The organism is Sporosarcina sp. SAFN-015, from assembly GCF_059415085.1.
Genome location: NZ_JBPFDR010000008.1, coordinates 60,172 through 86,237 on the forward strand (window position 1 = coordinate 60,172; position 26,066 = coordinate 86,237).

The following is a 26,066-nucleotide window of genomic DNA, read 5'->3' on the forward strand; positions in this document are numbered from 1 at the left end:
CTATCAATCGATCAGCTCTGGGTTGAAATCTTCCTGCCAAGGCAGACCGTATTCGTTCAATGCTTCCATGAATGGATCCGGATTGAACTCTTCGACGTTATACACGCCAGGTTTTTTCCACTCATCTTTTAGTAAGAGCATCGCGCCGATCATCGCTGGCACTCCTGTCGTGTAGGAGATTGCTTGCGAACCGACTTCGCGGTAGCACTCTTGGTGATCGGATACGTTATAGACGTAATATGTCTTTTCTTCGCCATCTTTCACGCCTTGGAAAATACAACCGATATTTGTTTTTCCTTTTGTACGAGGCCCTAGAGAAGCAGGGTCAGGAAGAACAGCTTTCAGGAATTGCAATGGAACGATTTCTTGTCCTTCGAAATTGATCGGCTCGATCGAAGTCATACCGACGTTTTCTAGCACTTTCAAATGCGTTAAATATTTTTCCGAGAACGTCATCCAGAAACGGATTTTCTTGATACCTTTAATGTTTTGTGCAAGGGACTCCAACTCTTCGTGGTAGAGTAGGTAGACGTCTTTTGGTCCGATTTCAGGCAAGTCATATACGCGTTTTTCGGAAAGTGGAGGAGTTTCGATGAACTCACCGTTTTCCCAATAACGGCCGTTAGCCGTGATTTCACGGATGTTGATTTCCGGGTTGAAGTTCGTTGCGAATGGATAGCCATGGTCACCAGCATTTGCATCCACAATATCGATCGTATGGATTTCGTCGAAATAATGTTTTTGTGCATAGGCAGAGAAGACGCCCGTTACGCCTGGGTCGAAGCCGCAGCCAAGAATTGCAGTCAAACCGGCTTCTTCGAATTTTTCACGATATGCCCATTGCCATTTATATTCGAATTTCGCCGTATCGAGAGGCTCGTAGTTTGCTGTATCCAAATAGTGTACGCCTGTAGCAAGGCATGCGTCCATGATCGTCAAGTCTTGGTACGGCAATGCGACGTTAATGACGATGTCCGGCTTGAAGCTATTGATCAGTTCAACTAGCTCATCGACATTATCTGCATCGACTTGCGCTGTTTGGATTTTCGTGCGACCGCCGTCAAGCTTTTCTTTCAATGCATCACACTTCGATTTTGTCCGGCTTGCGATGCAAATTTCTTCAAACACATCAGGTACTTGTACACATTTATGGACAACAACACTTGCTACTCCACCTGCTCCAATGATTAACGCTTTACCCAATCAAAACACCACCCAATAATATTTTTGTATCTAGCTCCGGGCGCTAGGAAGCTGCCTTAATTTCTGCAAAAGTCGCAGAAATACGGCGAATCGAACCCTTCGCTGTTCGCTTCGCTCGGGTCATAAGTCAAAGCTACTTCGTGGTAAAGACCACCACTCCGTATCTTCGCCTTATGCCTGTCGCAGCTGAGCAAGCGCCCTCCGCTTTTATTCATGAATAGCTAATAAAAGTTCACGAAGCACTTTACAAGCGACTGCTGTTGAAACTCCGCTTTGATCGTAGATCGGAGACAGTTCATTAACATCGCAGCCAACTATATTGAGGCCGCTCACTGTCAAAATCGCTTGCAATAATTCCATGAAACTGACGCCGCCAGCTTCAGGTGTTCCCGTGCCAGGGAAGACGGATGGATCTAATACATCTAGATCAATCGTCAAATAAACCGGTTTCCCTTGTAATCTTTCAACGACTTCTTCTAGTCCATTAAAATTAAATTTATTCGTGAATACACGGTCTTTACCCCAGTGGAACTCGCTACGATCTCCAGAACGGATGCCGAATTGGAAAATCCGATCGTCTCCTAGGATATCCCATACACGATGAATGACAGTCGCGTGCGATAGCTTCTCATCGAGGTAATGGTCACGCAAATCTGCGTGCGCATCGAATTGAATAATATGCAAATCGGGATATTGAGCAGCAACAGCTCGGACTGATCCAAGTGTCACTAAATGCTCTCCGCCGATCATGCAAGGGATTTTGCCGTCCTTCACGATTTTGCTAGTATACTCCTCGATTTGTCCCAGAGCTCTTTCAGTGTTCCCGAAGCTCAGCTCGAGGTCTCCTCCGTCATAAACGGGGAAGTCTTCTAAATCTTTATCTTGATATGGACTATACGTCTCGATTCCGAATGATTCTCCGCGCATCACTTTGCTTGCGAATCTTGTGCCTGGACGAAATGACGTCGTCGAGTCGAAAGGAGCGCCGAAAACGACGATGCCTGATTCGTCATATTCATTGTCACATCCGATGAATGTTTCGATATTTTTATTCAACATCTTCCAATTGCTCCTTTACGTAGTTCGGTAATGCGAATGAACCGACGTGGATGTCGGTGTTATAATACTTCGTTTGCAACCCGAGCTGATTCCAAGCATCTGCGTCCAAATCTTTAATTGGATCATATTTTTTCGATGCGAAACCGAACAACCAATGGCCTGAGGGGTAGGTTGGAATGTGCAATTGGTATACTTTGCACACCGGGAAGAATCCGATAATCCGTTTATGCGCACGCTGCATCCCAAGTGCGTCTTCCTCATAAAAAGGGCTTTCATGTTGATTGACAAGAATGCCATCCTCATTTAACGCCTTATAGCAATTGCCGTAAAACTCCCTAGTAAATAGGCCTTCTCCCGGCCCGAATGGATCCGTCGAGTCGACGATGATCAGATCGTATTCATCATTGCGGGAACGGACAAATTTCAGTCCGTCCTCGAAATGAAGATGTACGCGTGGGTCATCGAGTTTACTTGCTGTTTGCGGAAGGTATTCCCGACATACGTCAACGACCATTTCATCGATTTCAACCATATCAATATGCTCAATCGAATCATATTTTGTCAGCTCACGGATTGTACCACCATCACCGGCACCGATGACAAGCACTTTTTTAATATTAGGATTCGTCGCCATTGGTACGTGTGTGATCATGTCGTGATAAATGAATTCATCCTTTTCGGTGACCATGACATATCCGTCTAACGTGAGAACACGACCGAACTCTGCTGTTTCGAGAATATCGATTTTCTGATATTCACTTTTCCCTGTATATAGATGCTCATTGACTCTCATTGAAAATTGGACGTTCTGCGAATGATTTTCCTTAAACCATAAGTTCATTGCTCAGACTCCTTCAAAACATTAATATGCTCGATTTTACTATCTTCCGTACCTGTCATGAAGCTTCCTTTATCTTTGCAATACTGGATGTACTGCAAAATTTCCGTAGTGATCATTTCGCCAGGCGCCAAAATTGGTATGCCTGGTGGATATGCCATGACAAATTCGCTTGCAATACGGCCGGCGCTTTCATTAATCGGAAGAGTTTCCTTCGGTGCATAGAACGCTTTTTGAGGTGTATAAACGACTTGTGGATTAATATATTCATGATCAAACAATCCACTTTTATCTTGACTATAGCGCCTTTTAATCTCAGCCAGCGCCGAGACGAGCCGTTCGAGATCTAAACGGCGGTCTCCGACTGATATGTACGCCAGAATGTTGCCGATGTCTCCGAACTCGATTTGGATGTCATATTCGTCACGAAGAATGTCATACACCTCGACTCCAGCCAATCCTATCTCAAGAGTATGAACGGAAAGCTTGGTCGTATCGAAATCGAAAATGGTATCGCCATTTTTCAATTCCTCCGAGAAAGCATAGTAGCCGCCGATCTTGTTAATCTCATTTCGGGTATACTGTGCCATCTCCCTGACCTTCCGGAAGATTTCCTTACCATTTAAGGCGAGGTTTTTCCGTGAGATGTCTAAGGAGGAGAGGAGTAAATACGATCCGCTTGTCGTTTGTGTTAAATTAATGATCTGTCTCGTATATCCTTCACTAACATCGTTATTTATTAAAAGCAATGAGCTTTGTGTCAATGAACCACCAGATTTATGCATGCTGACAGAAGCCATATCAGCACCAACAGACATTGCAGAAGCAGGTAAATCGTCACTGAAATAAAAGTGCGTTCCATGTGCTTCGTCGACAAGGACAAGCATACCGTGGCGATGGGCAAGATCTGTAATTGCTTGCATATTGGAGCAGATACCGTAATAAGTAGGGTTGTTGATCAAAATCGCCTTCGCATCGGGATGCTCAAGGATTGTTCTCTTAACTTCCTCCACGGACATGCCTAATGGAATTCCGAGTTCGTTGTTTACGCCTGGATTGACATAGACAGGGATAGCTCCGCTTAGAATAAGAGCATTGATGGCACTCCGATGCACATTGCGGGGCATGATGATTTTTTCGCCAGCTTTACAAGCTGTCATCACCATCGCTTGAACAGCTGAAGTTGTCCCATTCACCATGAAAAAGGCATGCTTTGCCCCAAAAGCTTCAGCCGCAAGTTCCTCGGCTTCCCGTATGACAGAAACAGGGTGGATCAGATTATCTAACGGTTTCATTGAATTGACGTCCACCGTCATGCAATTCTCACCTAAAAAAGCGGTCAGTTCCTCGTTTCCTCTGCCACGTTTATGGCCGGGGACATCAAAAGGAACGACCCGCATCTTCTTATATTTGTTTAGAGCCTCCATAATCGGGGCTTTCTGCTGTGAAAGAATGTTCAACACCGTCCTCTCACTCTTCGTATATATTGGAACCGCTAAAAATTTCAATCATCTCTTTACGTAAATTGTTTGTAATGTATAACCTTTCTTTCGGAGGAATTTCATATACATCCGTATTGAAAAGGTAATTTTGTAAATTGATGTCTTTAATCAGCAGTTTTGTATGAAAGATATTGGATTGATATACATTGACATCGATGGCATCATACTTTTGCAACGTCTCTTCATCAATATAATCCTGGATCGACGTCATCTTATGGTCCATAAATAACTTCTTCCCTCTATCATCCCGAGTAAACCCGCGTACACGGTAATCAGTCGTAATAATATCCGAATCGAAGCTGCCAATAAGATAATCTAAAGCGTTCAAAGGGGAAATCTCACCACATGTAGATACTTCAATATCGACACGGAATGTGGCGATCGAATTATCCGGGTGATATTCAGGATACGTATGGACGGTTACATGGCTTTTGTCCAAATGACCTACAACCGAATCCCGGGTTTTCAAAATGTCGATTGCCCCCCGATTGCAAGATTCATCGATCAACGCGACTGGCAGCGTCTCTTCCGTTATAAGGATAGTGACACTTGCACCTTGCGGATCATAATCCTGCTTGCTCACGTTCAACACATGGGCTCCGATGATTTCAGTTACATGGTAAAGAATGTTTGTCAATCGTTCAGAATTGTACTGCTCATCGATATAGGCAATATAGTCTTTTTGCTCCCGCTCACTTTTTGCATAGCTCACATCATAGATGTTAAAGCTAAGTGTTTTGGTGAGGTTGTTAAAGCCGTATAACTTCAGCTTATTTTCCAACCTGAATATCCCTCCTTTTTCGTTATCGTCTAGACTTCAGGCAGCAACTGCCACCCTCCGCGTTTGTATAGAAAATCATTTTAATTATAGAGTAAAAAACTTCCGAGTCAAGATAAATTATTTCCGCTTTGCACTACGTTATAACAACCTCTATAGTAGTAGGTAAATAAAGGAGTTATCGTGCTTTTAACGTTAGTATAACTTCACCGTAATATCAAGTAATTGCATCATTCAGATTCATGGAAGGGGGATGAAAAATGTACGAACAAAAAACGAAGGAAACAGACGCCAATGTTATTGAATTCATCGAAGCCGTCGAAAACCCTAAAAAAAGAGAGGATGCTTATCGGTTACTGGACATTTTCACAGAAACGACCGGTTATGAAGCAAAAATGTGGGGACCGAGCATCATAGGTTTCGGCTCTTATCATTATGTTTATAAGACGGGTCACGAGGGGGATGCTCCGTTAGTCGGTTTTTCACCCCGCAAAGCGAAAATCAGCCTCTATTTCGCTCCGGGTGATACCGAGCGTGAAGAACTCCTTTCCAAATTCGGAAAGCATACATCAGGAAAAGCGTGCGTGTACATTAATAAAGTGGACGATGTCGACATCGAAGTTCTACAAGAGCTCATCGAACAATCAGTCATATTTCTTAAAAAAACATATCCAGAAAACTGATCTGTGGTTGTCATTTACTCGTTAAAAGAAACTGGCAGAGGAACTTTTTTTGTTCCTCTGCTGGTTTTTCTTTTTAATGACCACAGCTTGTGTTTTTATAAGCCTCATTTTACAGAGCCTCCTTGCATACAATGATTGAAACCAGGCCCTGAATGGAGGGAAACGAATGGATATTTTGCGCAAGTTGGAACATTTGCGTGAAGAAGAAAGCAAGTTGAAGTGGGAAGGTACCTTCGCCGAATACTTAGACATCTTAAAAGAACGTCAAGAAGTAGCGCAGACGGCACATTCGAGAGTATATGAGATGATCAAAAGCCACGGAGAGACGAAAGAAAATGGCTATACAAAATTCCGCTTTTTTGAAAATGAAATTTATGGACTCGAAGATACAATCGAGCGGCTTGTCAATGAATACTTTCATCCAGCAGCGAAACGACTCGACGTACGAAAACGGATATTATTGCTTATGGGTCCCGTCAGCGGAGGGAAATCGACAATTGTCACATTGTTGAAGCGTGGATTAGAACAATATTCAAAGACGGATGAAGGTGCGGTTTATGCGATTAAAGGATGCCCGATGCATGAAGATCCATTGCATTTAATCCCGGATTATTTACGAGATGATTTCTACAAAGAATTCGGCATTCGAATTGAAGGAAGCTTATCCCCATTAAATACAATGCGTCTTGAAAAAGAGTATGATGGACGGATTGAGGATGTGCTCATTGAAAGGATTTTCTTTTCAGAAGACAAACGGGTCGGCATTGGAACATTTACACCATCAGATCCGAAATCCCAAGATATTGCGGATCTGACCGGAAGCATCGACTTTTCGACAATTGCCGAATATGGCTCTGAATCTGATCCACGCGCTTATCGATTCGACGGCGAGCTGAACAAGGCGAACCGAGGAATGATGGAATTCCAGGAAATGCTGAAGCTCGATGAAAAGTTCTTATGGCATCTTTTATCGTTGACGCAAGAAGGGAATTTCAAAGCAGGAAGATTTGCCTTAATTAGTGCGGATGAATTGATCGTTGCACATACGAATGAAACAGAATATCGTGCATTCATTTCCAATAAAAAGAATGAGGCCCTACATTCAAGGATCATAGTCATGCCGATCCCTTATAACTTGAAAGTGAGCCAAGAAGAAAAAATATATGAAAAAATGATACGGGAAAGCGATATGGCCCATATTCATATAGCTCCTCATGCTCTTAGAGTTGCAGCTATCTTCTCCGTATTGACACGTTTAAAAATATCGAAAAAGCAAGGAATCGATATTGTGAAAAAGATGCGGTTATATGATGGTGAAAATGTGGAAGGCTTCAATTCAGCCGATTTGGAAGAGTTGAAAAAGGAATTTCCAAACGAAGGTATGGACGGCATTGATCCACGATACGTCATCAATCGGATCTCTTCAGCTATCATCCGTAAAGAAGTTGATGCAATCAATGCACTCGATGTGCTGCGATCATTGAAGGAAGGTCTTGATCAGCATGCATCCATTTCTAAGGAAGATAAAGAAGAGTATTTGAACTATATTTCGATTGCACGTAAGGAATTTGATGAAATTGCGAAGAAAGAAGTGCAAAAGGCGTTTGTCTATTCGTATGAAGAATCTGCCAGGACATTAATGGACAATTATTTAGATAATGTTGAAGCCTTTTGCAATAAGCATAAGTTGAAAGACCCTCTCACTGGTGAAGAGATGAATCCGGACGAAAAGCTTATGCGCTCCATTGAAGAGCAAATCGGTATTTCGGAAAATGCGAAAAGAGCTTTCCGCGAAGAAATTCTTATTCGAATTTCTGCATATGCAAGGAAGGGCAAACGATTCGATTACAAATCCCATGAGCGGCTGCGTGAGGCAATTCAGAAGAAGCTATTCGCCGACTTAAAGGATGTAGTTAAAATTACTACTTCATCGACGACGCCTGACGAAACGCATCTGAAAAAAGTCAATGAAGTTGTCGCAAGGCTCATAGATGAATATGGCTATAATTCTATTTCGGCAAATGAGTTGTTACGGTACGTCGGCAGTTTGTTGAACAGGTAATCGAATCCACCCATATCAATACCCGCCAGTCGTTGCATATAATAAAAAAATGAGTGGACTGGAGTAGGTGAATAGAAATGCATGAAGAGCAGAGCGAATCTTTTGTCGTCTCCCAGGAAAACTGGTCGCTTCACCGAAAAGGATATCAGGATCAGAAACGACATTTGGATAAAGTGAAAAAAGCGATCCACAATAATTTGCCTGAATTGATCAGTGAAGAAAGTATTGTTATGTCAGATGGCAAGGACGTCATAAAAATACCAATACGATCATTGGATGAATATAAAATTCGATACAACCACAATAAATCGAAGCATGTCGGCCAAGGCGGCGGAGATAGTCAAGTAGGAGATATCGTTGCGAGCGACGGCAGTCAAAGCGCTGGAAAAGGGAAGCAGGCGGGCGATAAGCCGGGTCAGGATTATTATGAAGCGGAAGTATCGATTGCAGAAATAGAGGATACTTTATTCAAAGAGCTGGAATTACCGGATCTTGAAAAAAGGGAACAAGCAGAAATTATTGAAGAGGATATTCAGTTTAATGACATTCGGAAAAAAGGGCTCATTGGAAATATTGATAAAAAGCGGACGATCATTGCTGCGTTCAAGAGAAATGCAATGGAAGGAAACGCCGAAATCATGCCGATCTATAATGATGATTTGCGTTTTAAAACGTGGGATGAAGTCGTCAAGCCGCAATCGAAAGCTGTCGTGCTCATGATGATGGATACGAGCGCTTCAATGGGCACTTTTGAGAAATATATGGCAAGAAGTTTTTATTTTTGGATGACGAAGTTTTTGCGGACGAAATATGAAAAAGTAGATATTGAATTCATAGCTCATCATACGATTGCAAAAGTTGTATCGGAAACCGACTTTTTCTCAAAGGGTGAAAGCGGGGGTACAATTTGCTCAACCGCTTATGAAAAAGCGCTTGAACTCATTACAAAAAAATACAGTCCATCCCGTTATAATATTTATCCGTTCCATTTCTCAGATGGGGAAAATATGTCGTCTGATAATGGGAAATGCATGTCTTTAGTAGAAGAGCTTATGGAAGTTTCAAATATGTTCGGCTACGGTGAAGTAAATGCGCATAGCCGATATTCCACTCTTATGAATACGTATCAAAAAATCGAAAATCCGAAATTCCGTCATTATGTGCTAAAAGAAAACAAAGATGTCTATTACGCATTGAAAAAGTTTTTCCATAAAAGCTTGGAGGGATCCGTATGACGCAGCACAAGGCCCTTCAATATGCTGTAGAAGAAATTACGGAAATTGCCAAAGGGTTTGGATTGGATTTCTATCCGATGCGATATGAAATCTGTCCAGCAGATATCATTTATACATTCGGCGCGTACGGAATGCCCACACGATTTTCGCATTGGAGCTTCGGAAAACAGTTTCATAAAATGAAGCTCCAATATGATTTAGGACTGAGCCAAATATATGAGCTCGTTATTAATTCCAATCCTTGTTATGCGTTTTTGCTAGAAAGCAATACGTTGATTCAAAACAAGCTGATCATCGCACATGTTCTTGCCCACTGTGACTTCTTTAAAAATAACGCCCGCTTCGCAAATACGAGGCGGGACATGGTCGAAAGCATGACAGCAACCGCTGAACGGATTGCTGATTATGAGATGATTTATGGAAACGATGAAGTTGAACGTTTTCTGGATGCGGTGCTTGCCATCCAAGAACATATCGATCCTTCCTTAGTGAGGTGGCGTCACGGAGTTGAAGAAGTGGAGCAGGAAGATAACGCTCCGGTTATCCGGAAGACAGCATACGATGACTTATGGGAAATGGATCATAAGAAATTGAAGCCTCCGACAGAAGTGAAACGAAAAAAGGCGCCTCCGACTCCAGAAAAGGATTTATTGCTTTTCATATTGGAGAATAGTCGTGAACTGGAAGAATGGCAAAGAGATATTTTAACGATGATTCGTGAGGAAATGCTATATTTTTGGCCGCAGATGGAAACGAAGATTATGAATGAAGGATGGGCAACGTATTGGCATCAGCGAATTTTAAGGGAAATGGATTTGACAACGGATGAAACGATCGAGTTTGCGAAGTTAAACGCAAACGTAATCCAACCTTCCAGAACGTCCATCAATCCATACTATTTAGGGTTGAAGATATTTGAGGACATTGAGCGACGATATGACGACCCGACAGCAGAGATGCTCGAGTCCGGAATCATGCCTAGGTCCGGTAGAGAGAAGATGTTTGAAGTAAGAGAGATGGACTCCGACATTTCCTTCATCCGAAATTATTTGACGAAGGAGCTCGTTCAAAAAGAGGATTTATATATATTCGAGAAAAAAGGAAGCCATTATAAAATTTCGGATAAGGAATATCGTAGTGTACAAGACCGTCTCATCGCGCAGCGTGTGAATGGGGGATTCCCTTATATTGTTGTCCATGACGGAGATTACATCCGAAATGGTGAGCTTTACTTAGTGCATAAATTTGAAGAGACGGAGTTGGATGTGCCGTATTTGGAAAACGTCCTCCCTTATATTCATCAGTTATGGGGACGCATCGTGCATTTAGAGACATATGTGGATAATAAACAAGTCGTGTTTTCATATGATGGAAAAAAGGTTCATAGAAGATTTGCATAATACTGCCGCCGCATTGATTTGGCAATGTGGCGCTTTTTTTGTGAGATTTTGTTAGGTCGAAGGTCACGAAATGACAATAAAACCTGGGAAATGAACGATAAAATTTGGGAAATGATCGATAAGTTTGCTGGATTGATCGATAACTTATGGGAAATGATCGATATCTCTCAGGAAATGAACAATAATTGTTCAACGGGCAAGAAAAAAGCTGACTTTCCATTTCTTTTCTGAAATCAATTCTATTATTTCACTATTTACTGTAAACTGAGAATAATAGTGTAAGAGGTGATGAAGATGAAAATAAGAGAAGCCGTACTAGACGATGCGGAAGGCATTGCCCGTGTTCACGTGGACAGTTGGAGGACAACTTATAAGGATATTGTTCCAAACAGTTATCTTCAGCAATTGTCGTACGAACAGCGTGCAGAGAATTGGAGCAGAGGCATTAGGCATAATGCGCTATATGTTGCTGAAGATGAAAATGGCAAGATTGTCGGTTTCGCAACAGGGGGCAAGGAACGGACAGGTAAATATGAAGCGGATGGAGAACTTTACGCAATTTATCTTTTGAAAGACGTACAAGGTTTGGGAATAGGTAAAAAATTGACGCGTAAAATTGCGGGAAACTTGAAAGAGCAAGGCTTTAACTCCATGCTTGTTTGGGTTCTAGAAAACAATCCATCTAAAGCATTTTACGAATCACTTGGTGGGATTCCTATAGACACAACATGGATTGATATAGGAGGAGAGGAGTTTAAGGAGATTGCATATTACTGGGACAAAATTGAAACAATTGGTGGATGAAATATACATGTAGCGACTATGCCGTTTGCTGGAGACTTGATCCATAGTAAGCAGCCGGAAGTGTATAAGGCGATTTTGAACCTATTATTGAGCAAAGTGTAGGTGTGTATTTCAAATGATAATTAGACAAGTTCAAATCAATGATGCAAATCAATTATCTCAACTTATAGGAGAAGTGGAGAGAACATCGCAAACGATGCTCTACGAAGCAGGTGAAAGGAAGTTATCCGCAGAACAACTTAAGAAGCGTATCGAGTCGCTTGGGGCCGATGCATCGACGATACTCGTTGCGGAAATAGACGAGTCATTGGTTGGTTATATGATGGTGATAGCTGGGACTGCTAATCGAAATAAGCATTCTGCATATATAGTCATTGGTATTTCAGAGGCCTTTCGTGGGCAAGGAGTTGGCAAGGCTCTTTTCAAGTCATTAAACGATTGGTCAATTCAGAACAAACTTCATCGTGTTGAATTGACCGTGATGTCAAATAATACTGCTGCAATAGTGCTTTATGAAAAGGCGGGTTTTATTAAAGAAGGGGTCAAAAAGGATTCATTGTTCGTGAATGGTCAGTATGTCGACGAATACTATATGGCAAAATTATTGTAAGGGGAACTCATATGGACATACCTATTTCATTTAAAGAAAAAATCACAAACTGCTTCGGTACAGCTGGGCGAGACTGGCTACAAACATTGGAATCTAGGGTGACGAATATTGCAAGCAGCTGGGGACTGAATCTACAGGAACCTGTCACGAACCTTTCTTATAACTACGTCATTCACGTAATAGATCAAAACAATGACCAATACATATTGAAGATGGGATTGGCGGGCTTCGATTTTGAAAACGAAATACGGACATTGCAGCTCTACAACGGAGAAGGGTGTGCCAAACTAGTAAAAGCTGATGCGGAACAAGGAGCTATGTTGCTCGAAAAGCTTCAGCCCGGAACGATGCTATGCACAGAAACGGATGAAGAAGGTGTCATTCAAAACTTTTGCCATGTTTGGAAACAAATCCGTCGACCGTTACCTGTTGAAGGCGATTTTCCAACAGTCTTAAGCTGGGCGACTGCATTTGCAAAATATAAAAGCAACTACGACGCTAACGATGGTCCATTACCAAACGAATGGGTCGAGATGGCGGCAGGCTACTTGCATGAAATACAGCAAATCTCAATGAAAAGCGAGCTGCTGCATGGGGACTTGCATCACGAGAACATATTATTTTCAACTGATAGAGGCTGGCTTGCAATTGATCCGAAAGGGGTTGCTGGAAGTCCGTATTTAGATGTTGTTTCATTCATGATTAATCATCTTTTCACAAAGCCAGATCCTGAAGCTTTGCTGAAGTTGCGTGTCGATCTTATAAGTGAACTATTGCAATTAGATCGCGAAAAGCTTTTGAGAGCAGCAGTCTCCATGTCAACTTTGTATGCATGCTGGGGAATAGAGGACAAGGATCCAGATTGGGAAAACACATACCAATGTGCGAAATGGTTTAAGGAATTACTAGATAAGGGGGAAAGACATAATGAATAAGGAAACGTTGTTTATTATTGATAAAAAAGAAGGATTAAGCGCAGAATTCGGCAAGCTAGTTTCGATGATGGACTATACGAGAGCGACTACTATTGATGAAGTGAAAGATCTGTCGGTAGATGAATTGGATTTTTTATATGCAGATGACGGCAACTCAATTGGCATGCTTTTAGCTCATTTTGTTTCAGTAGAAAAAGCTTATCAAATAGCAACATTCGAAAACCGGGATTTTACAGAAGAAGATATCGATAGGCTTAACCCTGGGTTAGATTTGGGAGATCATGCTCGGGAAACGATAAAAGGACATGCCATTGATTATTACTTACATCAATTAGAAGAAACAAGAAAAGAAACAATTGAGAAATTCAAGTCTCTACCGGATGCTTGGCTGTTCGAACAAGAACCATTTTGGTATGACTTGCCTGCCAACAACTTTTTCAAATGGTTCCACGTCTTCGAAGACGAACTGAATCATAGAGGACAAATCCGCCTGATTAAGAAAATGATGAAAAAAGCATAATACGCGTTATGCTAAAACCTGTATGGAAAACATGCAGGTTTTTTCTTTTGCTTTTTAATTTTATCTCAGACAGGGTATGAATAAGAAATTGAATCTAATTGCAGTACTATCCGTATGAATAGGAAGAGATCATTACTAAATGAAAGAGGAAGGTGATCCAAATGAGTCGACAATGGATGTCAGATGAGGACTTTGACAAGATTTTCGAAGAGAAGTCATCCGAAATTAACGAACAATTGGAAAGCGAAATTCTAATCGCCATGATCGGTGATGTGAACGCTGGCAAATCATCGACGATTAATCGCCTCATGGGCAACGAAGTGGCACAGGTTGGGGCAAAGCCCGGAGAAACACAGGAGATTAAGAAGTTTTCATATAAAGATAAAATCATCTTCGTCGATACTCCAGGTCTGGATGATATTTACAGCGAACACTCAAATGAAACGATGAAATTTTATAAACAGGCAGATTTGATTTTATTCTTTTTAAATGCAGCAGGAACAGTTTTATCGGAAACTGAGCTGAAATCACTGAAGAGAATCGCCAAAGTGAATAAAGATCTTATTCTAGTATTAAATAAAATTGACGCAGCCGAAGATATTCCAAGCCTCGTAAAATACGTGCAGGATCATACAGGTTACGAATATCCAGTCACGCCGATTTCTTCAAGGACAGGTGAAAATATCGATTTGCTGCAAAAAGAAGTGCTTTCATTATTAGAAACGAAAAAAAAAGATATATTAATGGCGGCAAACATGGCCGATAAATCTGCAATCGCTAATAGATGGATCCTCGCGGCAGGTGCATCCGCAGCGACAATTGGTGCCGTTCCGATTCCAGGTTCCGATTTCGTTCCTTTGACTGCCTTACAAGTCAGTCTTATGTTAAAACTCTCAACCTTATATGGAAAACCGATTTCGAAGGATAACGCGAAAGAATTAATTATCGCGACAATTGTAGGGAATATTGGAAAGACGGTTTTCAGGCAACTTGTAAAGATAGTTCCCGGTGCAGGCATGGTGGCAGGCGCAAGTGTAGCTGGCGGAATGACGATCGCTTTAGGACATGCCATCAAATATGCACATGAAAATGATATAGAACTCACACCAAAATCATTAAAACCGATCTATCAAATGTTTTTGAAAAAGGGGAATAAAAAAGAAAAGGAAAAATAATATGTGAGATGTCATAGGGAATACTTGAAGCTGTGGGATTATAGCTTTCTTGCGTAAAAAATCAGACGGTTATTTTCTATTTAAATTATGAAATAGAGTGGTAGACTGGAACTATAACCAGTTAATACCTCTATCAATTTTATAAAATATGATTAATAATGATTGACGAGGGTATACGTATATGGGATGCATTGCTCTCAACTTATTAGTACATCTCAGAGGAGGAAATTTATTTATGGGTAACAACCAACCAAAAAAATATCGTAATTTCATGATCGGTGCGGCTTCAGCAGCATTGGTAGCAACAGCAGTAGCACCAGTAGCTAGTGCAGCAGAGTTTTCCGACGTGAAAGGGAATACGCACGAACCAGCTATTAAAGCACTAGTAGAAGCAGGAGTTATTAGCGGATATCCCGACGGTACATTCCAACCGAATAAAACATTGACTCGTTCTGATGTTGTAAAAATGATGGGTAAATGGCTAGTATCACTAGACTATGAAGTTCCAGCAGATTACAAGACAAACCCACGTTTCAAAGATCTTACATCTAAATCAAATGACGAACTCCTAAAATATGCTGCGTTGGTAAAAGACAATGGCGTATTTAACGGTTATGCGGATGGCACACTCGGTGCAGGACTTGACATCACTCGTGAAAACATGGCGATCGTTCTTGTAAGAGCATATGACGCTATCCATAAAACAGATTTAGTAACTCTCGTAAAAGAAAAAGAATTCAACAAAGATGTAACAGACCTAGCGAAAGCAAAAGCGGAAGCTCGTCCATACATCGACGTACTAGACTACTTCGATATTACAAACCCGGTTGCACCGCAATTCAACCCTAAAAACACAACAACACGCGGTCAATTCGCTTCATTCCTCTACAAAACTTCTAACGTAAACGTAGAAGAAGTAGCTGACACTGAAGCACCAAAACTAGTATACACTGGCGAAAAAACTCTTAACGTTGCATACGGTGCAGAATTCACACTTCCAGTTGTAACTGCAACTGACAACGTTGACGAAAAAATCGAAGTCACTTCTGTTATTACAAACGAAGCTGGCGAAAGACTAACTGCCATCGATACAAAAAATTATGGAACATACAAAGTGACATACAGCGCAATTGACGAAGCAGGAAACAGCGCTGAGGATTTAGTACTTACAGTAGTTGTAGCAGAGCCGACAAACCTCGAAGTTGCTTCCGTTGAAGGAATTAACGCTACACAAGTTGAAGTTAAGTTCAACCTCCCAGTTGACAAAGCAACTTTGTTTGAAGATGGTAAAGGCGGAACGTTTAAAGCGAACGCAGTTAAGTTAACTTCTCTTGACGGAGTTGCTCCTGGAGCTCTTACTGGCGAATTGTCGAATGACGGTAAAACATTGACTATTACTGCAAAAAACGTTCTCTCTAAACGTTATGATGTCGTCATTGACGGTTTGAAATCATACAACGGTAAACAAATCGTTAAATATGAAGAAATGGTTACAATTGCGGCAGATAAAACTGCTCCAACAGTTGTAAATACTGAAAGAGTTTCTGCTAGTACGTTCAAAGTAACTTTCTCTGAACCTCTTAAATCACTTGGAGATGTTAGCTATAAACTAGCAAATGGTTCAGCGGTTGCAAGTTCTGCAAAAGGTGTTACAAACAACTTTAAAGCAGGAGCTAAAGAAGTAACTTTCACTCTAGGTTCAGACGTTGCTGCTAACCAAGATGTGATTGCTACATTCATTGGTACTCAAGACCAAGCTGGAAACTTAATCTCACCAAATCCTACAACTGTTACATTCCAAAAAGGTGACAAAGATGGAGTGAAACCAGCTGTAACATCTGTTACTCAAACTGGCGCTAAATCTTTCGCAATCAAATTCACTGAGGAATTACAAACAGCTCCGACTGTAACAATCGGCGGTACAGCAGCATCGAAAGTTGAAAAAGATGCGAACGATCCAACTGTTTATAATGTAACTTCTTCTGCTGTTCTTGACGAAGCGAAAACTGTTGTTATCAACGGTTTTGTAGATCTTAGCGGTGAAGCTGGTGATTCGGTTAGCAGAGTTGTTAGCTTTGTAAAAGATATTAACGCTCCAAAAGTTGCATCCAGCACAGTTGTTGCAGATGAAACAAACGGTAAAGAATATCTTGAAATTACATTTGATAAGAATGTTGAGCTTGGCAATTCTCCTACGGTAGACGGAGTTGGTTCATATGTTAAAAACTATGTAACTACACCGGTTGCTGCTAATGATCTATCTGCTACGGCAATTAGCTACAAAGACGCTTCAAATAAGAAAGTCGTTCGCGTTGAGCTAGATACTTTCCTTGGTACTACGTTTGACGTTGAAGGCGCAGCATACACACTTGATTTGACATTTGCAAATGTTGCTAGCGAATCAGGCGTAACTGCTGACACAGCTAAAGTAACGTTTACTCGTGGTAAAGACAACACTCCTGCAAGCGATGCAGTCGTTGGTGTAGAATCTGTTGTCCAAGATGCAGATGATAACAATAAAGTATATGTCACATTTGACAAAGCGGTAGACGGAGCATCTGCGACGACTGTTGCTAATTATCAAATTGATGGTGCAGTCGTTGAATCAGTTAAGTTAAATCCTGTTGCAAATGGTAAGCAAGTTGCAGTTCTTACATTGAAGCAAGATTCAAATAACTTCACAGGAACTCGCAACATCAACATTGCAAACGTGAAAGCACTTGGTTCAACTAAAGTAATGGAGCCATTCTTTACAAATACTGTATCTGTTAAAGAAAATGTAGCTCCAACAGTAACGTCTGCTACACTAGTAGGAACAAACCAAGTGACTTTAACATTCAGCGAAGCTGTTACGACTACTTCAGGAACTGGTGATTTTGAACTTCTAATTGGCGGAGCTACTGTTGCATCTAAAACAGCAGTAACAACTCCTGCAAATGAGAATGGTGTTACAACTGTAACATTCACACTAGAAGACAACCTTTCCAACGCTGATCTAGAAAAAGTTTTAGAGTTGAAAGCTCTAAATACGCTTACAATTAAAGATGCTGCTGGAAATAAACTAGCAGTACCAGCAAACATCACTATTGCAAGATAATAGAATTATTTACTTAACCCCTTGGCCAAAGCCAAGGGGTTTTACTGTATACTAACCATAAAAGCGAAAGGACTGATCCAAATCAAAATAGGCATAATCGGAAAAGGAAACCTAGGCACTTATCTCCTTCAAAAAATAAACAAAGAGCAACTTCTACCCAACATCAAAATCATCGCTATTCTGGATGAACGAGAGAAAGCTAGAGTTGAGCTTCCTGCGTTCGCCGATACATACGGATGTCAGGCATTCTTTGACCTGGATTCCTTCTTGCAAACTGATATCGATATCGTAGTCGAATGCTCGAACATTGAAGCTGTAAAAAAATATGCACTTGATGCCATCGCTAAGAAAGATCTGATGATCATCAGCATTGGAGCGTTCGCCGATCCCGACTTTGGCAATCTACTAAAACAGGCTGCGCAAAATAGTGGGAACCGCATCTATTTGCCATCGGGGGCAATTGGTGGATTGGATGTTCTGAAGGCAGCTAAACTAGCAGGCGGGCTCGATTCTGTCACACTAACTACTAGAAAGCCTGCCCATTCATTAACCGCGGAAAAGATTACTGCGGAGCAAATGTTGTTTGAAGGACCAGCCCGTGACGCGATTGAACAATTCCCTAAAAATGCGAATGTCGCAATCGTCTTGTCGCTTGCGGGCATTGGCGTTGAAGAAACTCGTGTACGAATCATTGCCGATCCTGCCGTCACACAAAATATTCATCATGTGGCAGCAAAGGGAGCTTTCGGCGAATTTGAGATGACAATCAAAAACAACCCGTCTCCGGATAATCCGAAGACGAGCCATATTACAGGGTCCAGCATTTTAACGGCACTAGCGAATATTAGCAATGCAGTCGTAGTAGGTTCATAGAAATCTATTACCCTTGCACTCGTTCCTTTGCCGGATCGCAATTAGGATCAGGAGTGCCGGCTGTCTCTGCCAGTTTCAATAAATAGTAACACTCCTCGCGCGCCATATGGTCGGCCATCAATGGAGTGAGCGCTCCTAAATTCTCTTTTTTTAATCCCATTTCTTCGAGTTCATCTAAGAATGTTTTGAAGATGGTCATCTCGAGGTGGACGTCGTTATGGAATTTTTCCAAGGCAGGAAATCTTGCTACGTTTGTACGCAAAAATCCGGTCATTTCTACAGCCTTCAAATAAAATGCTTCCCAATCTTTCATGAACTTTCTGCTTTTTTTCTTCAGCTGCTTTTCAACACGGTCCATATTTGCGTCAATTGCACCGGCATGACCTGCAGCATCGAGCAGCCATATTAAGTCATGGTGAAGCGGGTGGACTATGGAAGGGGATTCTCCTTTTTCCAAGTACGAGAGAACCCGAATCGCTTCATCTACTTCATTGACCATATGATTGATGAATGAAGGAGTTAGGGAAATTTTAATGTTGCCGACTAATTGTTCCTTTATAATCGTCAGCTTCAATTCTCGTATTGCTTCGCTTTCCGTTTTGGCGAGACCGGCCAAGGACACCAATTCAGTTTCGTTCATTGATTGTTTTGAACGATTCAATAATGTATCGAAAAGATCTATGAATGCTGAGGCGGTGTTGATAAATTTAGTTTGGCCGGGAGCTAGCGAGTCGTGGATAAAGCGGCTATGATCGCCTAAAATTTGAAGCCAGAATTGCAGTTCATTCAAAGCTTGTTTCTGAAATGAATGTTCCAAAACTTCACCTCCTAGTTACCTACTTATCATTCTATGAGAAAAAATGGAATTATAACAATATCCAAGGTATTCCACTTCATCCCCGACTATGGTTAAATAGTAGTAGGTTCAGATATTCCGGACAATAGTGAAAAGTCAGTTCGTATGAAGGAAGTAGGAGGGGAATGAAATGGTGAAACAGGTAATTGAACAAGTAACGGATGATCATGTCGTGAAAGCTCTTGAGAAGAATCTTGCGATTATCCGATATGATTTGGATCATAAAATTGCTTATGTGAATGACATTTTTGCGAATGCAATGGGATATACGAAAGATGAAATGATCGGAATTCGTCATGACGACATTTGTTTTGATGAATATGTGAAAAGTGTTGAGTATGACAAGTTTTGGCGAGAGCTTCTGCGGGGCATCAGCCAACATGGGAAAATTGAAATGAAAGATAAAAACGGCGAAAAAGTATGGTTGGAAGCGACCTATATGCCGGTTTTCAGTCACGATGGAAGAAAGGTCATTAGCATTTCTAAAGTTGCTTCGAATATTACGAAACGGCAAAATTCCATTACCTCTGTTGTTGAAGAGTTGAGGCAGATGGCGGAAGGATTAACCGAACGTGCCGATATTGGAATGGAACGAAGCAAGGAATTGTTAGTGATCATCGAAGATATCGCGGCAATTTCTCATGAGAATACGAATACGCTGGGTAATCTGCAATTGCATGCCGAAAGCATCCAGCATATCGTGAAAACAATTAGAGAAATTGCGGCTCAGACGAATTTGCTCGCTTTGAACGCGGCAATTGAAGCGGCGCGTGCAGGCGAGCATGGAAGGGGATTTGACGTCGTCGCAAAAGAGGTACGTAAATTATCCGCGAATGTTGAAAAATCAATTGTGGAAGTACGTGAAGGAGTCGAAGCAATTACGACGGAAATTAAAAACATTTCCAAAGGGACAACCTTGGCTCAAGAAAACGTGGATCGATGCCAGCAGAGGATTGAAGTGGCAATGGAAGATTTTTTAGCCATCGCTTCATCAGCATCCGAGTTGGACAGCCAATCGAAGAAAGTATCAAGTATTGTATAAAATATAAAACAGGTGGAAGGGGAGTGCACTTCAAAAGCATTCTCTCCTTCTACCTGTTTTGTTTTACAAGGGCTCCATTATTTCAACAAGGGCTCAATAAATCACACAAGGGCTCCATTATTTCAATAAGGGCTCAATAAATCGCACAAGGGCTCCATTATTTCACTCTCGGTTCTACGATCAAAGATTCCCAGCGCCAAATGTATCTCCTTCTTCAAGATTCCCTGCTTCAAAGCCCCTATAAAACCAACTCTTACGTTGTTTGGAAGTGCCGTGAGTGAAACTTTCAGGTACGACATACCCGCGTGCCCTTTTCTGAATCGTATCATCACCGACTGCACTAGCTGCGTTCAGCGCTTCATCCAAGTCGCCTTCTTCCAAGACACCCATTCCTTGCGCATGGTGCGCCCATACTCCTGCAAGGTAATCAGCTTGCAATTCGAGTCGTACAGAGTATTTATTATATTCCTCTTCACTCACTTGGCTTCGTATTCTCGCCATTTCGTCGCTAATACCCAATAGTTTTTGAACGTGGTGGCCGACTTCGTGCGCAATGACATATGCCATCGCGAAATCGCCGGGTGCCTTGAACTGTGTTTGCAATTCATCGTAAAAACCTAAATCGATATATAATTTTTCGTCGGCGGGACAATAAAACGGACCGACCGCTGAGCCAGCCATCCCGCATGCTGATTGGACACTTCCCGAATAAAGTACGAGAATCGGTTCACGATATTCCATTCCTTCCTTCTCGAAAACTTCTGTCCAAACATCTTCAGTATCCGCTAAAACGACTGAAACGAATTCAGCTAATTCTTTATCCTGTTCTGTCTCTACGTATTCTGTATTTCCAGGAGACGCTGTCAGATTGGAGAGCATATCACTCGGATCTCCACCGAGAAACATGACGATGAGGAGCATGACAATGCCGCCAATACCTCCGCCAACGAGCGTTTTTCCTCCCATACCTCTCCGATCTTCCACATTGCTGCTGCCTCTTCTACCTTTCCATTCCATATAAATTGCCTCCTTGAAAACGTCAATGAATCTGAGTAACTTACGTATGCTTTACCCTTTTTTATGGATATCTAGCCGCAATATAAAAAAGATATCGAAATCCGGTCGGAATTCGATATCCATCGTTATTTGGAGAACATGATTTCTTTACTGTCATATCCTTTGAATTTTACTTCCAACCGAATCATCTTATACTCTTTAAATCCAAATGCTTCTGCGGCATTTTTTATTAATTCCGTTTCCTCGGCTTCTGGGTCAGGTTCCATTTTTTCGAACGCTTCCATTATTTTTTTCAAAGCCTTTTTACCATGTAGCGTTATCTCTTCTTTCTGATTCGTATATTCCGCCTCTGATCTTTCCTTTTTCTCCGTAAAGCTTGCATTCAATGCCTCTTGCATTTCATTTGTATCAATCGTTACGGAAAATGAAGTGATGCCATATGTATCGACAACATTGCTCGCTTCGGATTTCGGAACAAGATTTTGGTTACTACATCCACTCAATATCATGAAACAACAGAAGATAAAGAAAGAAATCCACTTCTTCATATCCGACCATTCATCCTTTCGCTTCAACTATTTCTAACATAGCCGGTAATCTGTTCATATATACGAACGTATATAAAATCCAGTTAAAAGAGATTAAGCAATCTACTACGTCAGACTTGCTTACTGGCTATAAGATTTCTAATAGCCACATGCTATTGAAATATTACAATAATATGTATATAGTGAAATATAATATATTATTTTGAAATAAATAAAAATAACGATAAATTAAAGGGGAAGCTGGGATGAATCGATATTATTTAAAGCATGAATTTTTAATTTCAGCAAAAAGCAGACGTACGATTCCATTTGTTTTTTTCATCACGGTTTTATTATTTAGCTATTGTTTACTATTATGGCCGTTTGCGGATACGAAGGAAGCGTTTAATCAAAAGGAAACGGAAGCTTATTTAGCGTACTTGGAAGACCAGCAAAAACTATGGAAGAGTATCGGTAATACCGGCCTTGTTTACCCTTGGCATAGCTATTCCTATGATCGTCAGGTAGGTTCACCTGTTTATGCGACAAATGACTATAATTACGATTTGTTTTCCGGTATGCTGCAGTCTTTTGAAGATCGAAACTATGAGCGCTTGCTCAAACTAAGGACAATCTATTTGCAAGGCAATCCGGACGAGTATATGGAAGATCGGTTTTTATTCCAGACCGCGCCATTTCCTAGCAAAGATCGAGAGCATGCTTATCTGCAAACGATGATGAAATATGAGGATTATCTTAAAAAGGATCACCCTATCACATTTGGGTTGATGTATGAAAAAACAGGGTTGCAAACATTGCAAAATTTTCTACAAAACTATGGGGTTTACTTCCTTATATTTTGCGTAATTTATGTGAGCAGTGACATTTTATCAAGGGACAGAAAACATCAAACCGTCCTCCAAGGCCTGCCATTATCTTGGTATCGTCAATTGAATTTGAAATCATTGTCAGCATTTCTTTATTCAATTGTATTCATTTGTAGCGTGATCACTGTCGGTGTACTCATTATGACGATTCAGTTCGGGTTCGGTCATTTCGATTTGTCAATTCCCATCATGATTCAGCAAAAAACGTTTACAGCCGAAGACTATAGTGTCATTTCCTTGGCAGCCTATTTAGGGAAGACACTCGTTGTCCTTCCGCTATTAGTCATCCTATTCGTACGGTTGAATGTTGTTTTAAGCTTGCTTTTTAAAAATGAATGGATTGTTCTATTCATCAGCAGTTTGATCTTGTTCTCTGAACGCCTTTATGTATCACGTTATACAAAAGAATTGTTTGGTAAGGATATTAGCCTGTTTCCACAAACATATTTTGATTTTGGAAAAATTATCGATGGGGAAAAGAATTTTCTATTGAACACGGAAACGATTACTTATACAAAAGGAATCCTCGTCCTAGTCATTACGTACGTCATCATTGAAATTGTCTTGTATATCGTTTCACTTTTCATTAATAAACGCCATTTTTATTTGGCAAACTAAAAAATGGGAAGGAGGAAAGATCCAATTATGTTCTGGAAGTATTTATTATTCGAATTAAGATTATTAGTACTAAATAAGAAAAATTGGTTGTTAGGTCTTGCCCTAGTCCTGTTTTTCCCGCTTTATTATTCACATTATAGTCAATTGGATTTAATAGACATAAGGGAAGAGAAGAATGAGGAAGCAGAGAACTTTCCTAAGATTTTAGATAAATTTCCGGGTTCTGTTTGGCAAACAGAAGAAGGAAAAGAAATTCGTGAGAATCTGATTGAACAATCTTCACTGATTAATATGCAAAGGCTTTACTTACGAAATGAAGAACAGGGAATTTCTCGTGGTTTTTTTAGTGCGGGACCTAACTTTCAAAAGTTTTTTGATGCAGGACTTCAGTTAAATGAATTGCGTCTAGAGTTGCATCGACGAGGCAACAAAGGAATTCAGCGTGAGTATATTGTTCCAGTTGATGAAATACTAAAAGAAAATGCGCTTTTCCATTATCACAAAGAGCATGAACTTCCCCTCATCCAGAATTCTTTTAAAGCTAGTAATTACATACCGGCTGCATTGAGCATTATTAGCGGAATCATGTTTTGCTTGCTCGTATTATTTGCAGGAAGCAGCATGCTTGTAAATGATCAACATCATCCTTCCGTAATGCAAGGGTTTCCAATTACGTCCATGCAAAAAGCATTTAGTAAAGTAAGCGTCCATTTCGTCCAAATCATGTTCTTCCTTAGTGCAAGTATATTGATAGGGGGCTATTATGTAGCGAGAAAAGCGGGGTGGGGAGATTTTAGGACTCCAATCCTTATTTATCAGGACGCTAATTATATTGCAGTATCTATGCTGCGCTATTTGTTTTACATGTTAGTGGCGTTCGGATTAATTGCCCTATTACTTTTGTTCACCTTCCTACTACTTAATCTTGTAACAAAAAACTTGTACGCGGCAATTGTCATTATCTTATTTATATTGTTTTCTCCGCAACTTCTATTAGTTGCAGGAGTAGAGACGAATTGGCTATATCCAATAAAGTTCATTGATATTAGCGAAGTGCTGAGCGGCGATGCAGCGATGGAATACGGGATTGAAAAACTTGATTTCAAGCATGCGTACAGTTGGCTTGTAGTATTGAATATACTTGTCATCGCTATCCTATATGGAAGAAATAAGCTATTGCATATTCGGAAAGTAGAAACAGCACCAATACAATCAAGTTGAAAGGCTGAGAAAAGATGAAAAGGATATTAGCAGGATTGTTCGTTTGTACGTTGATCTTATCCGGTTGCCACAACTTACAAGGAACGAGATCAGATAGAATAACCGCATATGCAGACAACTACGAAATTAGCGGAGAGACAAAAGATGAAATCATCGGAACAGTTCATTCGGCCATTTTCACGACCGTAGATCGAAGCAACAAAGAGGCAAAAAGAATTTATGGACCGATGCCGACAAAAAAAGGGGCAAAGCTGACGATCGAGCCAGGAAGATACGCATTGATGGGTCACCCATCTGGGAATATATATATATATGACGAAGATGACAACTTGCTCTTACGGGAAATCGTAGGGGACAAAGCTGGAGTGTCTAGCTTAACTGCCGACATCGATTCAACGTTCACCATCTTTTTTGACGGCGGCTATAACACAGTAACGATTCAACCCGTAAAGACCGAGCTTTCCACCGAGCTGACAGCTGGAATTTGGGATGTCGGGTTGGACATTAAGCCGGGTAACTATTCAATTAGCATCCCCTATGGGTATGGCTTTGTACAGATTTTGGAAGAAGGAAAAGACCCTCAACTATTTGAATTGCTGGGGGGAGAATTGACAGGCTCTCAAAGTCAAGTGCAGTTGAAAGAAGGGCAGAAAGTGCGTGTATCAAAAGTTTCAAGAGTTAATTTTGAACCTTTGATTGAACAGACTGGGAAATGAATCAAACGGCGGGTTGAAGTGTATCAGCTGTTTCTCCATTATATCTAATATAACTTGCAATCTGGTCACATATACTATGGTAGGATAGAATGTAACCTTTATTAGAAATGGCTTGGGAGTGACAAATATGAAGACTGAGAAACAGATGTCGTTGAAAGATTGGATATTAACATTAATCCTTGTCTGTTTGCCGATAGTCGGCTTCGTCATGCTCATTATTTGGGCAGCAGATAAGCAGGATCCGCGAAATACATTTGCAAAGGCGTACTTGATTGTGATGGGTGGAATCTTTGCACTTATTATATTAATGTATATTTTCATATTCATTTTTCTGTTATTTATAGGTGTAATGGCTTCGTAAATCCGAAGCCATTTTTTATTTTCCAGTTCAGTTTTGAATAAATTGTG

The 26,066-nt window shown here is 40.9% G+C and carries 25 protein-coding genes; 17 read left to right on the plus strand and 8 right to left on the minus strand.

The genetic code is table 11. From position 1 onward, the window contains the following. Positions 1-3: 3 nt before the first annotated feature. From ACR65H_RS14140 to speD, 5 genes are all read right to left on the minus strand, one after another. Positions 4-1,203: a saccharopine dehydrogenase family protein gene (locus tag ACR65H_RS14140; protein ID WP_440501078.1), complete on the minus strand. Its 1,200-nt coding sequence runs from the start codon at positions 1,201-1,203 to the stop codon at positions 4-6. A 207-nt stretch (positions 1,204-1,410) separates the two neighbouring features. Then, a complete protein-coding gene (gene speB / locus ACR65H_RS14145; RefSeq protein ID WP_440501080.1) occupies positions 1,411-2,262 on the minus strand; it encodes an agmatinase in 852 nt (283 codons plus the stop codon). After that, complete coding sequence (gene speE, locus ACR65H_RS14150) at positions 2,252-3,103, minus strand: polyamine aminopropyltransferase (protein WP_440501082.1); 852 nt, start codon at positions 3,101-3,103, stop codon at positions 2,252-2,254. Before speE ends, speB begins: the two co-directional genes overlap by 11 nt. Then, a complete protein-coding gene (locus ACR65H_RS14155; RefSeq protein WP_440501255.1) occupies positions 3,100-4,527 on the minus strand; it encodes an aminotransferase class I/II-fold pyridoxal phosphate-dependent enzyme in 1,428 nt (475 codons plus the stop codon). The genes speE and ACR65H_RS14155 overlap by 4 nt, the downstream gene beginning before the upstream one ends. Before the next feature lie 43 nt (positions 4,528-4,570). Further along, positions 4,571-5,383: an adenosylmethionine decarboxylase gene (gene speD / locus ACR65H_RS14160; protein WP_440501083.1), complete on the minus strand. Its 813-nt coding sequence runs from the start codon at positions 5,381-5,383 to the stop codon at positions 4,571-4,573. Between the two features lie 257 nt (positions 5,384-5,640). On the opposite strand from speD, the gene ACR65H_RS14165 reads away from it, so the two are divergent. From ACR65H_RS14165 to nadX, 12 genes are all read left to right on the plus strand, one after another. Then, complete coding sequence (locus ACR65H_RS14165) at positions 5,641-6,063, plus strand: DUF1801 domain-containing protein (RefSeq protein WP_440501085.1); 423 nt, start codon at positions 5,641-5,643, stop codon at positions 6,061-6,063. Between the two features lie 166 nt (positions 6,064-6,229). Further along, positions 6,230-8,125 (plus strand): PrkA family serine protein kinase, encoded by a 1,896-nt coding sequence (locus ACR65H_RS14170; protein WP_440501087.1) that lies wholly within the window; start codon positions 6,230-6,232, stop codon positions 8,123-8,125. A gap of 77 nt (positions 8,126-8,202) precedes the next feature. After that, a complete protein-coding gene (gene yhbH / locus ACR65H_RS14175) occupies positions 8,203-9,360 on the plus strand; it encodes a sporulation protein YhbH (RefSeq protein WP_440501088.1) in 1,158 nt (385 codons plus the stop codon). Next, a complete protein-coding gene (locus tag ACR65H_RS14180; protein ID WP_440501090.1) occupies positions 9,357-10,760 on the plus strand; it encodes a SpoVR family protein in 1,404 nt (467 codons plus the stop codon). The genes yhbH and ACR65H_RS14180 overlap by 4 nt, the downstream gene beginning before the upstream one ends. 90 nt (positions 10,761-10,850) lie before the next feature. Beyond that, on the plus strand, positions 10,851-10,991 hold the full coding sequence (locus ACR65H_RS14185; protein ID WP_440501091.1) for a hypothetical protein: 141 nt from the start codon (positions 10,851-10,853) through the stop codon (positions 10,989-10,991). A gap of 63 nt (positions 10,992-11,054) precedes the next feature. Beyond that, entirely contained in the window at positions 11,055-11,564 is a 510-nt protein-coding gene (locus ACR65H_RS14190) for a GNAT family N-acetyltransferase (protein ID WP_440501092.1), read from the plus strand. 115 nt (positions 11,565-11,679) lie between these two features. Beyond that, complete coding sequence (locus ACR65H_RS14195) at positions 11,680-12,174, plus strand: GNAT family N-acetyltransferase (RefSeq protein WP_440501094.1); 495 nt, start codon at positions 11,680-11,682, stop codon at positions 12,172-12,174. An 11-nt stretch (positions 12,175-12,185) separates the two neighbouring features. Further along, entirely contained in the window at positions 12,186-13,109 is a 924-nt protein-coding gene (locus ACR65H_RS14200) for an aminoglycoside phosphotransferase family protein (protein WP_440501096.1), read from the plus strand. After that, on the plus strand, positions 13,102-13,629 hold the full coding sequence (locus tag ACR65H_RS14205) for a mycothiol transferase (protein ID WP_440501097.1): 528 nt from the start codon (positions 13,102-13,104) through the stop codon (positions 13,627-13,629). The genes ACR65H_RS14200 and ACR65H_RS14205 overlap by 8 nt, the downstream gene beginning before the upstream one ends. 161 nt (positions 13,630-13,790) lie before the next feature. Beyond that, complete coding sequence (locus ACR65H_RS14210; RefSeq protein WP_440501099.1) at positions 13,791-14,804, plus strand: YcjF family protein; 1,014 nt, start codon at positions 13,791-13,793, stop codon at positions 14,802-14,804. A 235-nt stretch (positions 14,805-15,039) separates the two neighbouring features. Then, complete coding sequence (locus ACR65H_RS14215; protein ID WP_440501100.1) at positions 15,040-17,901, plus strand: S-layer homology domain-containing protein; 2,862 nt, start codon at positions 15,040-15,042, stop codon at positions 17,899-17,901. A gap of 21 nt (positions 17,902-17,922) precedes the next feature. Then, positions 17,923-18,774 (plus strand): aspartate dehydrogenase, encoded by an 852-nt coding sequence (nadX, locus tag ACR65H_RS14220; RefSeq protein WP_440501102.1) that lies wholly within the window; start codon positions 17,923-17,925, stop codon positions 18,772-18,774. 7 nt (positions 18,775-18,781) lie between these two features. On the opposite strand, the gene ACR65H_RS14225 is transcribed toward nadX, so the two are convergent. Further along, on the minus strand, positions 18,782-19,591 hold the full coding sequence (locus ACR65H_RS14225) for a DUF2935 domain-containing protein (protein ID WP_440501103.1): 810 nt from the start codon (positions 19,589-19,591) through the stop codon (positions 18,782-18,784). A gap of 169 nt (positions 19,592-19,760) precedes the next feature. On the opposite strand from ACR65H_RS14225, the gene ACR65H_RS14230 reads away from it, so the two are divergent. After that, positions 19,761-20,672: a methyl-accepting chemotaxis protein gene (locus tag ACR65H_RS14230; RefSeq protein WP_440501104.1), complete on the plus strand. Its 912-nt coding sequence runs from the start codon at positions 19,761-19,763 to the stop codon at positions 20,670-20,672. Positions 20,673-20,852: 180 nt separating this feature from the next. Here ACR65H_RS14230 and ypfJ read toward each other — a convergent pair whose 3' ends face one another. After that, positions 20,853-21,689, minus strand: a complete 837-nt coding sequence (gene ypfJ / locus ACR65H_RS14235) for a KPN_02809 family neutral zinc metallopeptidase (protein WP_440501105.1) — start codon at positions 21,687-21,689, stop codon at positions 20,853-20,855. A gap of 125 nt (positions 21,690-21,814) precedes the next feature. Then, entirely contained in the window at positions 21,815-22,237 is a 423-nt protein-coding gene (locus tag ACR65H_RS14240; protein ID WP_440501107.1) for a YusW family protein, read from the minus strand. Between the two features lie 245 nt (positions 22,238-22,482). Here ACR65H_RS14240 and ACR65H_RS14245 point away from each other — a divergent pair, with 245 nt between their 5' ends. From ACR65H_RS14245 to ACR65H_RS14260, 4 genes are all read left to right on the plus strand, one after another. Continuing rightward, positions 22,483-23,721, plus strand: a complete 1,239-nt coding sequence (locus ACR65H_RS14245; RefSeq protein WP_440501108.1) for a hypothetical protein — start codon at positions 22,483-22,485, stop codon at positions 23,719-23,721. Positions 23,722-23,748: 27 nt separating this feature from the next. After that, entirely contained in the window at positions 23,749-24,942 is a 1,194-nt protein-coding gene (locus ACR65H_RS14250; protein ID WP_440501110.1) for a hypothetical protein, read from the plus strand. Between the two features lie 14 nt (positions 24,943-24,956). Further along, complete coding sequence (locus ACR65H_RS14255) at positions 24,957-25,658, plus strand: hypothetical protein (RefSeq protein WP_440501111.1); 702 nt, start codon at positions 24,957-24,959, stop codon at positions 25,656-25,658. 127 nt (positions 25,659-25,785) lie between these two features. Beyond that, entirely contained in the window at positions 25,786-26,019 is a 234-nt protein-coding gene (locus ACR65H_RS14260; protein ID WP_440501113.1) for a hypothetical protein, read from the plus strand. Positions 26,020-26,066: the final 47 nt, after the last annotated feature.